At 66.4% G+C, this 14,969-nt stretch carries 12 protein-coding genes; 6 read left to right on the top strand and 6 right to left on the bottom strand.

What is annotated here, in order from left to right; all coding sequences use genetic code 11:
* Positions 1 to 30 precede the first annotated feature (30 nt).
* From bamE to D769_RS27975, 3 genes are read right to left on the bottom strand one after another with little or no spacing between them, the layout of a single operon-like run.
* Positions 31 to 579 (bottom strand): outer membrane protein assembly factor BamE, encoded by a 549-nt coding sequence (gene bamE / locus D769_RS27985; RefSeq protein ID WP_008651770.1) that lies wholly within the window; start codon positions 577 to 579, stop codon positions 31 to 33.
* A 50-nt stretch (positions 580 to 629) separates the two neighbouring features.
* Positions 630 to 4,925 (bottom strand): translocation/assembly module TamB domain-containing protein, encoded by a 4,296-nt coding sequence (locus D769_RS27980; protein ID WP_008651767.1) that lies wholly within the window; start codon positions 4,923 to 4,925, stop codon positions 630 to 632.
* Positions 4,925 to 6,814 (bottom strand): autotransporter assembly complex family protein, encoded by a 1,890-nt coding sequence (locus D769_RS27975; protein ID WP_052018181.1) that lies wholly within the window; start codon positions 6,812 to 6,814, stop codon positions 4,925 to 4,927. The genes D769_RS27980 and D769_RS27975 overlap by 1 nt, the downstream gene beginning before the upstream one ends.
* Positions 6,815 to 7,001: 187 nt before the next feature.
* Between D769_RS27975 and D769_RS27970 the strand changes: the two genes are divergently transcribed.
* The 3 genes from D769_RS27970 to panC all read left to right on the top strand — a co-directional run bounded on the left by D769_RS27970 (position 7,002) and on the right by panC (position 9,125).
* The gene (locus D769_RS27970) at positions 7,002 to 7,193 is read left to right on the top strand and encodes a DUF3460 family protein (RefSeq protein WP_008651764.1); all 192 of its coding nucleotides are present in this window, start codon (positions 7,002 to 7,004) and stop codon (positions 7,191 to 7,193) included.
* A gap of 22 nt (positions 7,194 to 7,215) precedes the next feature.
* Positions 7,216 to 8,121, top strand: coding sequence for a ScpA family protein (locus D769_RS27965; protein ID WP_008651762.1), 906 nt, complete (start codon positions 7,216 to 7,218; stop codon positions 8,119 to 8,121).
* A 161-nt stretch (positions 8,122 to 8,282) separates the two neighbouring features.
* Positions 8,283 to 9,125 carry a pantoate--beta-alanine ligase gene (gene panC, locus D769_RS27960; protein ID WP_008651760.1) on the top strand — a complete coding sequence of 281 codons (843 nt, stop codon included), beginning with the start codon at positions 8,283 to 8,285 and terminating at the stop codon, positions 9,123 to 9,125.
* 93 nt (positions 9,126 to 9,218) lie between these two features.
* On the opposite strand, the gene D769_RS27955 is transcribed toward panC, so the two are convergent.
* Entirely contained in the window at positions 9,219 to 10,400 is a 1,182-nt protein-coding gene (locus D769_RS27955; protein ID WP_008651759.1) for a PepSY-associated TM helix domain-containing protein, read from the bottom strand.
* Between the two features lie 135 nt (positions 10,401 to 10,535).
* On the opposite strand from D769_RS27955, the gene D769_RS27950 reads away from it, so the two are divergent.
* A complete protein-coding gene (locus D769_RS27950) occupies positions 10,536 to 11,111 on the top strand; it encodes a GNAT family N-acetyltransferase (RefSeq protein WP_008651757.1) in 576 nt (191 codons plus the stop codon).
* Here D769_RS27950 and D769_RS27945 read toward each other — a convergent pair.
* Together D769_RS27945 and D769_RS27940 are read right to left on the bottom strand one after the other, a co-directional pair.
* Positions 11,083 to 11,745 (bottom strand): ParA family protein, encoded by a 663-nt coding sequence (locus tag D769_RS27945; protein WP_008651755.1) that lies wholly within the window; start codon positions 11,743 to 11,745, stop codon positions 11,083 to 11,085. The two genes, D769_RS27950 and D769_RS27945, sit on opposite strands and share 29 nt — an antisense overlap.
* A gap of 128 nt (positions 11,746 to 11,873) precedes the next feature.
* The gene (locus tag D769_RS27940; protein WP_152415091.1) at positions 11,874 to 13,391 is read right to left on the bottom strand and encodes a cobyric acid synthase; all 1,518 of its coding nucleotides are present in this window, start codon (positions 13,389 to 13,391) and stop codon (positions 11,874 to 11,876) included.
* Positions 13,392 to 13,604: 213 nt separating this feature from the next.
* Here D769_RS27940 and cobU point away from each other — a divergent pair, with 213 nt between their 5' ends.
* Together cobU and cbiB are read left to right on the top strand one after the other, a co-directional pair.
* The gene (gene cobU / locus D769_RS27935) at positions 13,605 to 14,195 is read left to right on the top strand and encodes a bifunctional adenosylcobinamide kinase/adenosylcobinamide-phosphate guanylyltransferase (RefSeq protein ID WP_024569062.1); all 591 of its coding nucleotides are present in this window, start codon (positions 13,605 to 13,607) and stop codon (positions 14,193 to 14,195) included.
* Positions 14,192 to 14,969, top strand: a 778-nt coding sequence (cbiB, locus tag D769_RS27930) for an adenosylcobinamide-phosphate synthase CbiB (protein ID WP_008651750.1), incomplete at its 3' end; no start/stop codon positions are given. The genes cobU and cbiB, both read left to right, overlap by 4 nt.

Genomic DNA, 14,969 nt, shown 5'->3' with positions numbered 1-14,969 from the left:
CGCCGGCACCACCTCCCCCCTCAGACCTGGTTAGCCGCCACCCATCTTCGAAGGATCGTCACTTCGCGACGTCGTGGTAACGATGCCGTCGTTGTTGAAGTGGACGTTGAAGAACGCGCGTTCGGTCGGGTTCTCATACCAGCGGTATCCCCACACCTCTTCCTGCTTCAGCGCGAACGCCTCGACCTTGGTCGGCTTGCCGAGCATCCGCCGGATCTGGTCCTTGTTCATGCCGGGCCGCACCTGCGAGAACGACTCGGCGGACAGCACCTGTTCGATCTTGCGCACGGTACCGTCCGGGCCCGTCGTCACCATCCAGGTGGTGGTGCCTTCCGGGCCACGCGGGTACTCCAACCGGCGTCCGCCGTCTGCCTCTTCCCACACGATCTCGGGCTTGCCGGCCTGACGGCGCACATCTTCCTCGGTGGACTTGCCGATCTCGATGCCCTTGAACAGCAGACTGTCGGGCTTCACGCTGTTCCACGTGCCGCGCGCGGCGTCGCCGGCCTTCTTCATGGCTTCGTCGACCTTCTGCTGGTCGCAACCAAACAGGGCAAGCAGGCTGGCTATCAGTCCCATGGCGGCAAGGCGTCGGCGTGACGCGTCAGTGAGTCGGAGTTTCATGGATGTCATTGCTGGGTAGCGTCGTCCTGGGCTTCGGCGGGCTTGCCCGTATCGGGAGCTGAGGCGGCGGCGGCGGCGGCCGCTGCGGCTGCTGCGGCCGATGCAGCTGCCGCGGATGCTGCATCGGCGGCGCGCCTGCCGGACCCGCCACCGCCGGAGAACAGGTTACCCCAGTTGTTGAAGCGCCGGTTGAACAGCACCGAGAGCCCGTTGATCGAACCGCCCTTGGCAAGCAACGACCATCGTTGCGAGAAGGCCCAGGTCAGCTTGACCACGTTGGATGCCGACGTCAGGCTCTGTTCGTAGCCCACCGATATCTTGTCGGTCACGGCCTTGCCGACGCTCACCACCTGCGTGTCGCTCAGGCCGGCCGTGCTCGGCCCGATCGAGAACTCATCGATGCCGAAGTGCGACACCACGTTTTTGCCGGCCTTGCCGCCAATCATGCCGAGCGCCGCACCGCCGAGCGCCCCGCCGCTCAGTTGCTTCTGCTGGCTCGACCCGGCGCCCTCGGCGCCGTAGCCGAACATCAGCCATGACAACTTGTCCTCGTCAGGCACGTTCGGTTCCGACACCAGCCGCACGCGCGGCAGCCGCACCGTTCCTGTCACCTCGACACCGGCCTCCACCTCCTGGTTGCGGCGCATCGCGCGGATATTCATGCCCGGGTTGTCTACCGCGCCGTTGAAGTTGATATAGCCGTACTCGATTTCCAGCTTGCGGCCGAAGGCCTCGTACGTGCCGGTTACCACGCGAACCGTGCCGGTGGCGCGCATTGGCGTCAGCGGTTCGCTGCGCACGCCAAGCTGGCCGGCGAGCAAAAGGTCGGCGCCGGCGCCACGGAAGCGGAAGTTGTCGCCCAGATCCACGGCAAGATCGATCAGCGGGCTGAAACGACTGGCTGGCTTGGTCTCGGGTGCCTGCGTGGCAGCCGTCTTCACTTCGCGCTGGTCGCGCCTGCGCACCACCACAACATCGTCGCCAAGCACCGGCGCGCCGGCCTTGGGCAGGTCGAACAGGCCTCGGTCGACGCGGAATTTGCCGCGAATCGCGATCTTCCGATTCTCGTTGGCAATGCCGGCTTCGCCGGACACGATCAGCGTGCGCTCAGGGCTGGCGAACAACTGCAGCTTGTCGGCCACGATCTTGGCCGTCAGGTTCGGATCAGCCTCGCCGAGCTTGACCGCGCCTGTCGCCGTCACCGTGCCGTCGCCGCCACGGAAGCGCACCTGCTTGAGTTCCACCGTGTTCTGGTCCAGCGCGATCTGCACCACGCCATCCGTCAGGCGGATGCCCAGGTCGTATAGCGTGACGGCGATGTCGCTGCCATCGACCGTCCCGGTCAGTAACGGACTGCCGACCGAGCCGCCCAGGCGCACCGCGGCGGCGATCTTGCCGTCGTACGCGAACTGCGGTCCGCTCAGGGCCTCCAGCGATTTCAGGCGCGGAATGTCGGCGGTCACCGTGCCGGCCAGCGTGGACGCCGACCCAATCGTCAGCAGACCCTGCTCGCTGATCAGCCCCGCCGACGCATCGACATCGAGCTTGCCGATCCGCTGCGAGGTAGTGCCGCCACGCAGCGTCATGCGATTGCCGGCGAACTCCGCCCGCAGCGCGGTTTCGCCCAGGCCGAGCGTGGCCCAGCCCCGGCCGGCATTGACCGAGACGTCGCCGCTGCGGCGACGGATTTCGGCAAACCCGGTCGCGGTCTCGGCGAGGTTCAGATTCCACTTGCCGTCGAGCACGAGATCCGACCGGATCGGTGGCGGCTCGCCCGTCAGCGCCTGCAACACTTCCAGCACATGGGCCACCTGCACGCCGTCAAGGTTGCCCTGCGTGTGGATGCGCCCGTGATCAAACTCGAATCCGTCGATACTCAGCGTCGAGCGGTCCAGCACCAGCCGGGTCTGGCCGAGTCGGATGTGCTGGTCCGCCACCAGCAACTGCGTCGGCGCGGCCAATCGGAAATTGACGGTGCCGCGTTCCTCGAAGGTGTGGATCGTGCCGTTCCAGCCCTGATCGCCCCGCCACGCGCCCTGCCCGGCCAGTGTCAGTTGCATGGGGTGCTCATGCAGCGAGCCGGCGGCCTTCACGTCGAAGGTGTGATTGACTTGCGTGCCGGAAAGGTTGGCGTCGAGCGTGCGGAGGCTGGCCTGCGGGCCACTGTAGTCACGCGCGCTGAGTTGCGCCGACAGCGTGCCATCGAGCCCACCACGCAGTTCCGCATGGCCGCTGGCGCTCGCCACCTTGTGCGGGCCGATAACCAGCGACTGGGCGCTGTAGTCGCCAACGATCTCGGGGCGCTTGAGCGTGCCCGTGATCTCAGCATCAAGCTTCGCCCGGCCCGCCACACCGAACTTGAGCCGATCGAGTTGCGGCGCGTCGACGTTGACCTTGAGCCGGTCTCCGCGCGCGCCAAAGCTGCCACTCAGGTTGACCTGGTTGCCGGCCATCAGCAGCGACGCCTCGCTGGGCAACAGGCGCTCGCCTTCGAGCCGCACCTTGCCGCTGCCGGTCATCGGCAGGCCCGCGTACTCGCTCTCCTTGAGCGCGAAATCGACCGCCACGCGCAGCACCTTCGCCAGCGATCCGGTCGTCGAGAAATCTGCATTGATGCGCCCGGGCGCCACCTTGGCCAGCCGCGCGGGGTCGAAATCGGCCAGCTTGCCCTTGAAGCTGAACACCTGCTCGTCCTTGAGACCAAGCTTGCCGTCGGCGGTCAGCGTTCCGCTGCCGAGCCCGGCCCGCAGTGTGGATAGCGTCACCGCATCCTTGTCGACGCTCGCGTTGGCAAAGAGCTTGATGTCACCGCCCGACACATCCAGGGCCACGCTCTGGCGTCCCGGTTCGAGGCGCAGGCTCACGGGGCCGGACAGACGCGTCGGCATCAGGCTCGTGTAGAGCGCGGCCACGTCGAGCCGGCGCACATCGAGGTCGAAGCCGCCGCGCCCATCATGCAACGATCCCTTGCCGACGATCTCGGCGTTGCCCAGCAGCGCGATACGAAGGTCGCTCAGAATCTGCGTCGCCTCGCTGAGTTCGACGCGGGCCTGCACGCTCTGGACAGGCAGGCGTTCCTTGTCGAGCGGCCCGGGTTCGAGGTTGTTCACGGTCACTTCGCCCGCCACGGTCAGCGGCGCGGTCGCGCTTGCCGTGGGCTTCGCGGACGCGCCGCTGGCTGGTGGCGCTGAAGCAGAAGCAGAAGCAGATGCAGATGCAGAAGCAGATGCAGATGCAGAAGCAGAAGCAGAAGCAGAAGCAGAAGCAGGGGCAGAAGCAGAAGCAGGGGCAGAAGCAGGGGCAGAAGCAGGGGCAGAAGCTGAAGCACGGGCGGAAGCAGGCGCGGCTGGCGCTGACGCGGAAGCGGCCGGCGCCACCGGACGCAGGTCCGCATGGACACTCAGATTCGCCTGCGGCGCGGTCGCGCTGAACAGCCGTGGATTGATGCGCTCGCCATCCACCATCAGATGCGTAAATGGCACCTCGCCAAACGGCGTCACATCGGCACTGGCACGGGCACGAATCCGGTCGCCGTTAGCTTCGACCTGCGCGTGCAGCGTCTCCAACGAGCCATCGACACGCGCGGTCATCTCATACGACTCATCCTGCCAGCGGCCCTCCGCCAACGCCTCGACGGTCAGCGCGAACGGCTTGCGGCCGGCGATCTGACCGTTCGCCTGCAACTTGCCGTAGGGTGTGACCAGTCGATCGATCACGATGCGGTGACGCTGCCCGTCCGAATGCACCGCGCCCGACAAGCCCGACAGCACCAGCGGACTCGACGTAGCGGGCGGGCCCTGCAGCAGCGACAGTTCGCCCAGCGTAAGGGTGTCGATATCGATCGCAAGCGGCAACTCGAGCGTCGCCGGCATTTGCGCGGGCGGCGTGTTGGGTTCGGAAGCCGGCAGTCGGGCGTCGATCTTGCCCACGCGCAGCCATTCCACATGCAGCCGCATCGGCGACCATGTCATCTTCCATTTGCTGTCGATACGGTCGATCGCGACGCGCGTGTCGCCGCTGGCGTACACCACGTCATGCAGACGCAGCCCGCTCGCCACGGTGCCGCCATCGAACTGCCCGGTCAGCATTCCAGCCGACAGCCGCGTGGCCAGCCCCCAGAGATGGCGCGTGCCGGCTTCGTTATGCAGCGCGAACACGGCCGTGCCGATAACCGCGATCACCAGGAACACCAGCAAACCGACGATCCATGCCAGCACACGCCACACGCGGCGGCGAGGACGTGGTGGGCGCGGCGCATTCGGCGTCTCGCGCGGGACGGAGGGCATGTCCGGGATACTCATCAGAACGCCACTCCCAATGAGATATGCGGACGGAACTGCTTCTGCTGGATGCCGTAGCCGACATCGAGCTGCACCGGGCCCACCGGGCTGCGCCAGCGCGCGCCCACGCCGACGCCGTTATAGATCGTGACGCCCTTGATGCTGTTCGACGCTGTACCCGCGTCCCAGAACACGGCGAAACCCCAGTCCGGCTTGAACCAGTGCTGGTATTCGAGACTGCCGGTGCCCAGGTAGCGCGCCGGCACCACGGCGGCGCCCTCGGGCGTGCCGATCGACTGGAAGCTGTAGCCGCGGATCGAGTCGGTACCACCGGCCCGGAACCGCAGCGACGCCGGCACCTGCGCCGGATCGGCCTTGGTCAGATCCGCGCCGAGTTCCAGACGGGCCACGAACAGGTCGCGGTTGCCGACGGGCATGTACTGCCGGATACGGCCATAGAGACGCAGGAACGTGGCATCGCTCAGGAAGCCCTTGCCCGCCACGCCGATCTGCGTGCTGATCACGTTGCCCCGGCGCGGAAACACGGGGTTGTCCACATCGCGGCGCGTCCAGGCGAACGCCGGCACCAGTGCCTTGGAGATCTGGGCCGGTTCCCCGAACGGCAACAGGTTGTCGTAGTAGAAATCCAGCGAGAACGTGGTGTCGTACTTGTCGCGCGAGCGCGAGCGCTTCAGACCCGCGCGCCAGCTCGTCAGATCGGTGCTTTCGACGTCGATCGTGCGTTCGTAGCTGCCGTAGATGCTGTTGCGGAAGGTACGCGTGTCCGGCGGCATCGCCGTTTCCAGATAGGCGTACTGGCGCTTCTGTTCGATGCTGAGCTGGGAGTCGAACACCCACGCGCGATTGAACAGGTTGTAATAGGAGTACCGCCCGCTCACCTGCGCACCAGTGTCGGTCGTGTAACCGACGCCGGTATTGAGGCGATGCAGCGGTTGCTCGCGCACCCGCACTCGGACCGGGGTCGTGATGGTATCGGGCTGCGTGGCCTTGGTGGTCTTGGTGGTCGTCGTCGCGCCATCGGCCTCGGTCGCGGCATCGGAGGCAGTCCCTGCTTCGCCCTTGGCCTCGGCCTCGGCCGGCTCCACCAGGTCGACCTGCACGTTCGAGAAATAAGGCTGGTTCTGGACCGCACGCTGCAGTTCGAGCAGCCGCTCCACGCGATATGGCTCACCAACGTTCAGCGGGTTCACGTTGCGGACGATCTGCTCCGGATAGCGCCGTGTGCCCTCGACCACCAGCGGCCCGAGGATATAGGCCGGCCCGCTCTCATACCGGGCGGACAGATCGGCGGCCTGTTCGTCGGGTTCGACCCGCGCGCGCGACGCGGCCAGCTTCGCGCCGTAGTAGCTGCGGCTCTGCAGCGTCACGAGCGCGTCTTCCTTGGCCTTGTCCCAGGCGGACTGCCGGAATGGTTCGCCAACGGGCAATCCCCACTTGGCGCGCATCTGCTCCACCTGCTCCGGCGACTGCGTGGCGGCCGGGCCGGTCACCTGCACGTCCACGGCGCGGATCAGCGTGCGCGCGCCGGGATCGACCGAAATGTGGACCACCCGTTTGTCGCCCTCGCCTTCCACGGTGGCCTTGGTCACCGGATCGAACCAGCCCTCGGTGGACGCGAACTGGCGCACCTGGTCATCCACGGTCTCCACCATGTACTGGAACTGGTCGTCGGAAATGTCGGTGCGTTCGGTGTAGCGGGCCAGATCGAGGTGTTCCTGCAGGATGCCCTTGAGCGCATCCGGCGCGTCGATCTCCACCTTGTAGGCCGCCTTGGCGGCATGGCCCAGGGGCGCGTTCAGCGCCAGCAGGAGCGTCAGGACGAGCCCGGCCAGACGCGCAACCCGCCCGGCACTCCGGTGGCTAGTCGGCGTCCTGCCAGCAGCGACCATTCCGGCCAGGTGGCCCAAGTCGATCCTCATCCTGTCGGTGTCTACCCGCAAAGTCGCTATTTGACCACACCGTCGCAAGGGCCACGTCAGTCCGACACCAAATTTCAAAATTCTTTTAGCGGCTTCCAATACGGTAAAATCCAGCCCCAACATCCCTAACGCCGCCCAAAGGGCACAAGGTTTCACCATGGCCATGTACGAATCGGATATCACCCAGTTCCTGAAGACGCTCAAGCAGGAGCGTCCGTCGCTGGACACTGAACAGCGCGAAGGCCGCGCCCTGCTGTGGGACAAGGCCCCGATCGACCTGGAGGAGCGCGCTCGCGCCGACGCGTCGCGCGTGGCCCAGAAGCCGTACGTGTACGCCTCCGAGAACTGATCCCCCCGCCGGGATGCCCCCGATGCACCCAAGCGATCCGCGGGAACAGGCCGCGCAGGAAAAGCTGAGCCTGCCGGTCGAACTGCCCAGCGTGGCTGGTGACGGTTCCGCCACCAGCGCCGCCGACATGGTCGACGGCCTGGCGTTCGCGCGCCTGTACGGCGAGCCGCTGTTCAAGCTGCCGCAGGACCTGTACATCCCGCCGGACGCGCTCGAGGTGTTCCTGGAGGCCTTCGAAGGCCCGCTGGACCTGCTGCTGTACCTGATCCGCAAGCAGAACTTCAACGTGCTGGACATCCCGATGGCCCAGGTGACGCGTCAGTATCTCTCGTACATCGAGCAGATCCGCAAGCGCAATCTGGAACTGGCCGCCGAGTACCTGCTGATGGCAGCGATGCTCATCGAGATCAAGTCCCGCATGCTGCTGCCGGTGAAGAAGGCCGACAGCGACGAGGAAGCCGAGGATCCGCGTGCGGAACTGGTGCGGCGCCTGCTGGAATACGAGCAGATGAAGCTGGCCGCCCAGCGCCTGGACACGGTGCCGCAGCTTGGCCGTGACTTCCTGCGCTCGCAGGTATTCATCGAGCAAAGCCTGGCGCCCCGCTTCCCCGACGTGGAAACGGTGGATCTGCAGTCCGCCTGGGCCGACGTGCTCAGGCGCGCCAAGCTGAATCAGCACCACAAGATCTCGCGCGAGGAACTGTCCGTGCGCGAGCACATGAGCCAGATTCTGCGCCGGCTGCAGCACGCCCGGTTCATGGAATTCAGCGAACTGTTCGAGGACGCGATCCGGTCCGGCAAGGGCGTGCCCGTGGTGGTGGTGAACTTCATCGCCATGCTCGAGCTCTCGCGCGAAGCGCTGATCGAGATCACGCAGGCCGAGCCGTTCGCGCCAGTCTATGTGCGATTGGCGTACACGCCCGCGTAGACTTACCCGGATATCGGACAATACGAAGGGCGTCGCGCGGCCTGAAGCCGCGATGATGCTCTACAATCCGCCGACAGCCCGGCCGACGTCTGCCATGAGAGCCAGGCACGGGTGAAGTCCGACTTCGGGACGCTCCCCTACCACGACCGCACACGACATTCATGAAAGTCATCTCCTCCATCCAGGCGCTGCGGGACCAATTGCGCGGACAGAACCGCGTCGCTTTCGTCCCGACCATGGGTAACCTGCACGAAGGCCATCTGTCGCTGATGCGGCTGGCCCGCCAGCATGGAGACCCCGTGGTGGCGTCGATCTTCGTCAACCGCCTGCAGTTCGGCCCGAACGAGGACTTCGACAAATACCCGCGCACGCTGCAGGACGACATCGAGAAGCTGCAGAGCGAAGGCGTCTACGTGCTGTTCGCGCCGACCGAGTCGGACATGTACCCGGTGCCGCAGGAATACCGCGTGGACCCGCCGCATGACCTGGGTGACATCCTCGAAGGTGAATTCCGCCCGGGCTTCTTCAAGGGCGTCTGCACGGTGGTGATGAAGCTGTTCTGCTGCGTGCAGCCGCGCGTGGCCGTGTTCGGCAAGAAGGACTACCAGCAGTTGATGATCGTGCGCCGCATGGCCAAGCAGTTCGCGCTGCCGGTGGACATCATTCCGGCCGAAACCATCCGGGCCGAGGATGGGCTGGCCCTCTCGTCGCGCAACCGCTACCTCGGCGAGGCCGAGCGCGCCGAGGCGCCGGTGCTCTACAAGACGCTGCACGAAGTGCGGGACACCGTGCTTGGCGGCGATAGTGTGGACCTGCTGGCCGTCGAGGCCGACGCACTGGCCCGCCTGCAGGCCCGTGGCTGGAAACCCGACTATGTGTCGATTCGCAAGCAGGACAACCTGCAGCCCCCGACCCGCGAGGAATTCGCGGCCGGCGCCCCGCTGGTGGTGCTGACGGCGGCCAAGCTCGGCGCTACCCGGTTGATCGACAACCTGGAGATCTGAGCGCGAATCTGAACGCAAGAGCGATCCGACCCCGCAATAAGAAAAGCCTGCGCACTTGCCGCAGGCTTTTTTGTTTCTTGAGCGGCTGAACCCTCAGGCCTGCCGCAGCCGTTCGCGCTCCAGATGCCGGCGATGGCCGCTGCGGCGCTTCCACCAGATCAGCACGCCGGTCACTGCGAATGCCAGCGGCACCAGACCGAACACGGTGATGAACGCGCGCCCCCACGAGCCAAACGCCTCGCCCGTGTGCAGCGGGAACAGCCAGTTGATGATGGTATCGCCAGATGCGGCGTTGCGCGGGTCACGCACGGCCAGCGGGCGGCCGGTGTAGGCGTCGAGCCAGAGCCGCGTGGCCCCGGTATCGGCGCGTACCTCGCCTTCCTGGCGCAGGCGTACCTCATAGGCGTCGCCGGGCTTGCGCGGCAAGCTGATGCGCGTCACTGCCGCGTCCGGGAACTGCTTCTGCGCCGCTGTCATCGCCTGAGCCGGCGTGATGGCATGCGTGCCCTCGGGGGCCGGATCCGAAACCGGCTTGATCTGCGGGCTCAGCGTCGCAACGCTGGCGATAATCGGCGTGACCCACTTCGGCAGGTTCAGGTACCAGCCGGAAAACGCGATGGTCGCCAGGATCGGCGCTACAAAGATCCCGCCCGCACGATGGCTCGTGTAGATGAACCGCGACCACGAGCCGCCATGCGTGATGCGCACCGACTGCTTCAGCGAGCGCCACTTGAACTTGGGCCACCACAGCACCACGCCCAGCAGCACGCTGATGAACAGCATCATGCCGGTCACGCCGGTGATCGTCTTGCCCGTATCGCCGGACAGCAGGTAGCGGTGGAGATGGAAGACCGTCGGCATCAGCGCCTGCCGCGACAGCCCCGGCACGCCCCACAGTCGCTCGCCCTTTACGGCCAGCGTGATCGGGTCGATCATCACCTGGCGGAAACGTCCGGGGCCGGCCTCGGGCCCCTTTATCGGGTAGTACGCCACGAACACGTCGTGCTCGTCGGTGGGCAACATCAGGAGGTTGGGCTTGCCGAAGTGCGGATCGGCCATCAGCTTCGCGGTCACGGACTCCACCGTGGCGGCCCCCACCGGGATGCGTGTGGCGGAAACGGCCTGCAGCAGGTCCGGATTCAGCCACTTGTCGATCTCGTCACGCCATGAGATGGCGGTGCCGGTCAGGCCCATCAGGATGAAGAGCACGCCAAAGACCAGGCCAATATATAGGTGCAGTTTTACGAAAAACGTGCGCAAACGACCGGAGAGCATTGTAGGATTTGTAGATGCTTGTACGAGGCGCGCAAGGCACTTCAGAAAACAATCCGAATGCCGCCTGGCGCAAGCCTTCGCAAACGCAAATGCGAAAGATTCGCGATTCTAGCAGCGCAAACCCGTCACCGCCCCATGACGCCCAGTTCCATGCCCCACCAGATCGAACTTGTTCAGGCGACGCCAGCCGACGTAGCGCTGATTGCCACCATGCACGCCGAGAGCTGGCGCGACACCTACGCCGGCCTGATACCCGCCGAGTATCTCGAACAGCACACGCCAGCGGAGCGCCTCGCCACCTGGCGCGCGCGGCTCGTAGACGGCGCGGAGGCTCCGCTGGAGGTCAATATCCTGCGTGTGGATGGTCAGGCCGCCGGTTTCGCGTGTCTGATGCCGCTGGCGGAGCCGGGCTACGGCATTTATCTGGATAACCTGCATGTGCGCAAAACGTATCACGGACACGGCTACGGCAAGCTGCTGCTGGCGCATTGGGCCGAATACACGGCGCGCCGGTGGCCCGGCAAGCCGCTGTTCCTGTACGTGCTGGATGGCAACACATCGGCGCGGGAGTTCTACCGGCGCCTGGGAGGTGTGGAGTCGGACAGTTTCGACGACCCCTTTCCGGGGACCGACATCATGGTAACGATCCGCCGCGTGACCTGGAACGACGTGCCAGTACTGGTCAGCCGACTGCAGCCGGCCCCTCGGTAACGACGCCACCCTTGCCGTCGAGCCAGCGCAGGATCGGCTGCCATTGTTCCCAGTCACGCGCCACGCGCGACGGCGCCACGTCCCACAGCGTCAGGCCGTGCGCGGCAAGCTGGACGTAGTTCTGCGTATCGCGCAGATAGCCAAGCACCGGCAGGCCCAAGCCTTCGACAAAGCGCTGGAGCTGCTCGGCTGCGCGGGTGCGCATGTCCACGCGCATACCGATCACACCCACCGGCACCTCGCCGTGCCGCACGCGCTTGTCACCGGCCAGCTTGGCCAGGAAGTCCTGCGTGGCCAGGATGTCGAACATGGACGGCTGCAGGGGAACCACCACGCGGTGCGCCAGTTTCATGACATCGGCGTAGCGCCAGCCATGCAGGCCGGCGGGCGTGTCCAGCACCACGTGCGTGGTGCCCTTCGGCGGGCGGGCGATATTGTCGGCGTCGATGTCCCAGGTCGAAATCGGCGGTGCCGATTCGGGCCGCAGGTTCAGCCAGGCGCGTGACGACTGCTGACGATCGGTATCGCCCAGCATCACGGCGTGCCCATTGCGGGCGAAGTATCCGGCAAGGTTGGTGGCCAGCGTGGTCTTGCCCACACCCCCCTTTGGATTGGCGATCACGACTACCGGCATGAAAGTCCTCCAATGTCCGATTGGGTGCCATGAACGACAACGAGACTCTCGACTTCATCGGGCGCACGGCGTCATGGCAGGCCGTCCCGACTCTCCGACAACTCCGCAAGTGTAGCGTGCCGCCCGGGCTAACGACCCAGCGGCGCGAACAGCGCTCCCAGATCGAGATTGGCGGCCAGGCTGTCGGCCAGCCTGTCCAGCGACGCCTCGCGCAGCGCATCGAGGTCGACACCTTCGGCCTGACCGAGCCCGGCCCAGCGCAGCAGCGCGCCGCACGCGGCGGGATCGTCGAACAGGCCGTGGACGTAGGTCGCCAGTACCTGACCGTCGTCGGATCGGGCGCCGTCCGGCTTGTCGCCCTCTAGCCACAGCGCTGGCCGGGCCAGCGCCGGGCCTTCGGTAACCCCGAGGTGAATCTCGTAGCCGCGCACCGTGGCGTCATTGCCATCGGCAAGCCGCCCCGCCACGCGCCGTAACTGCTTTTCTGGCGCCAGCGTCGTTTCGAAATCGAGCAGCGCGAGGCCGTCGCTCGTGCCAGCGGGCCCCTCCCGTCCATCAGGGTCGTGAATGCTCCGGCCCAGCATTTGCATGCCACCACAGATGCCGATCAGCTTGCCGCCATAGCGCAGGTGCCGCCGCAACGCGCGATCCCAGCCATTGGCGCGCAGGAAGGCCAGATCCGCGCGCACGCTCTTGCTGCCCGGCAGGATCACGAGATCCGCAGGCGGAATCGGCATCCCCGGGCCGATGAACTGGAGATCGACGCCCGGGTGGGCTCGCAGCGCGTCAAAATCTGTATGGTTCGAAATCCGCGGCAGCACCGGGACAATCACACGAAGCACTTCGCTCCCGCCCGCCTGCCCGGCCACCTGGGCGCTGACGATCGCATCCTCGGCATCGAGGTGCAGGCCATGCAGATACGGCAGCACTCCGAACACGGGTTTGCCGGTTCGCGCCGTGAGCCAGTCCAGCCCGGGTTCGAGCAGCGCGATATCGCCACGGAAGCGGTTGATGATGAAACCGGTCACGCGTGCACGCTCTGTCTCGGACAGGCAATCGAGCGTGCCGACCAGGTGCGCGAACACGCCGCCCCGGTCGATATCGGCCACGATCACCACCGGGCAGTCGACGCGCTCCGCGAACCCCATGTTGGCGATATCGCGATCGCGCAGGTTCACTTCCGCCGGACTGCCCGCGCCCTCCACCAGCACCACGTCGTACGCCTGCGCCAGCCGCTCATGGCTTTCCAGCACAGCGGCCATCGCCCGTGGCTTGTAGTCGTGATAGGCACGCGCGTCCAGATCCATGCGCGCGCGGCCATGGATGATGACCTGCGCGCCGGTATCGCTGCTGGGTTTGAGCAGGACGGGATTCATGTCGGTATGGGGCGCCAGTCCGGCAGCCTGCGCCTGCAGCGCCTGCGCGCGGCCGATTTCGCCGCCATCGACGGTCACCGCGCTGTTCAGCGCCATGTTCTGCGGCTTGAACGGCGCCACCGGCACTCCGGCCCGCGCCAGCACGCGGCACAGGCCGGCCACGACGGTGCTCTTGCCCGCGTCGGAAGTGGTGCCCTGGATCATCAGGGTGCCGTGCAGGGCACGCCCAGCCGGGAGGAAATCGGTTCGGGAAGCAGGTTCGTCGCGCATCGCGCGATTATCGCAGCATCGTCCTGGCGCGCGGGAGGTCTGGCGCACCAGTCTGCAAGATCGATGCGGACGGCTACAATACGTCGCATGAAGACCAAGGCCATCGCCCAGGCACTCAACATCTCGCCCTCCGCCGAACCAGCATCGGCGGGCGCCACCGTGGCCGGCGAGCCGGAAGCCCAGCCCACCCATGAGCCGCACGCGAGCATGTCGATGCCGCGCCAGTTGACACTCGTGATCGGCGGCGCGCGATCGGGCAAGAGCCATTTCGCGGAGCAGCTCGCCACGGACCATGCGGCACTGACGCGTGGCCCGGTCACCTATATCGCCACGGCGCGCCACGATGTCGATTCCACCGACGAAGAGATGGAATTGCGCATAGCGCTGCATCGCGCGCGACGGCCGGCTGACTGGACCCTCGTGGAAGAACCGGTGCATCTGGCCGACGCGCTCTACGGCCATGCCCGTCACGACGGCTGCATTCTGGTGGACTGCGTGACGCTGTGGCTCAACAACCTGATCTTCAGCGAAAGCCGCGACTATCCCGAGCACGGTGTCATCACGCCGCCACCGGCCTTCACCGAGGAGATCGACGCGCTGATGACCGCGCTGCCGATGCTGCCGGGGCACGTGATCCTCGTTACCAACGAAATCGGCTTCGGCGTGGTGCCGATGGGCGCCATCACGCGCTTCTATGTCGACGAGCTTGGCCGCCTGAACCAGAAGCTCGCCGCAGCCGCCGATCGCGTGCGTCTGCTTGTGGCCGGCATTCCCGTCGCCGTCAAGGACGCGCCCATCGCATGATCATGCTGTCCTGGCCGGCCTGCGTGGCGGCTGCGATCGCCGGCGTTCTGCTGGATCGCTGGCTGGGCGAGCCGCGCCGCTGGCATCCGCTGGTCGGCTTTGGCCGCTTGGCCACGGCGGTCGCCAATCGCCTCAATCGTCCCGAACGTGGCGCGCTACGCCAGCGCGTGGCGGGCCTGTTTGCGTGGGCGGTGGTCGTGCTCGTGCCGGCCGCCATCGCGACGTTGCTGATCTCATTGGCGCAGGCTGTGCATCCCGCGCTGGCCTGGGTGCTCCATGCAGTGGCGCTCTATGCGGCGCTTGGCGCCCGCAGCCTCTCTCAACACATCGCTCCGATCGCCGACGCCCTGACACGCGGCGATCTGTCCGCCGCGCGCCGGCTTACCTCATGCATCGTCTCGCGTGACACCGAGGACGCCGACGCCGAGGCGCTGGCCCGCGCCGCGTGCGAATCGGCGCTGGAGAACGGCAACGATGCGATCTTCGGCGCGCTGTTCTGGTTCCTGATCGGCGGCGCGCCGGCCGTGATCGTGTTCCGTCTGGCTAATACGCTGGACGCGATGTGGGGCTATCGCACGCCACGCTGGCTGATGTTCGGCTGGGCGGCGGCACGCATCGACGACGTACTCAATTTCGTTCCGGCGCGACTGACCGCGCTTTCCTACGCATCGCTCGGCGCAACGACGCAGGCGCTGCGCTGCTGGCGCACCCAGGCACGCGCGTGGTCGAGCCCCAATGCCGGTCCGGTAATGGCAGCCGGCGCGGGCGCCGTGG

The organism is Cupriavidus sp. HMR-1, assembly GCF_000319775.1.
In the GTDB taxonomy this organism is placed as follows: domain Bacteria; phylum Pseudomonadota; class Gammaproteobacteria; order Burkholderiales; family Burkholderiaceae; genus Cupriavidus; species Cupriavidus metallidurans.
This window is presented reverse-complemented; position numbering and strand designations above follow the sequence as displayed.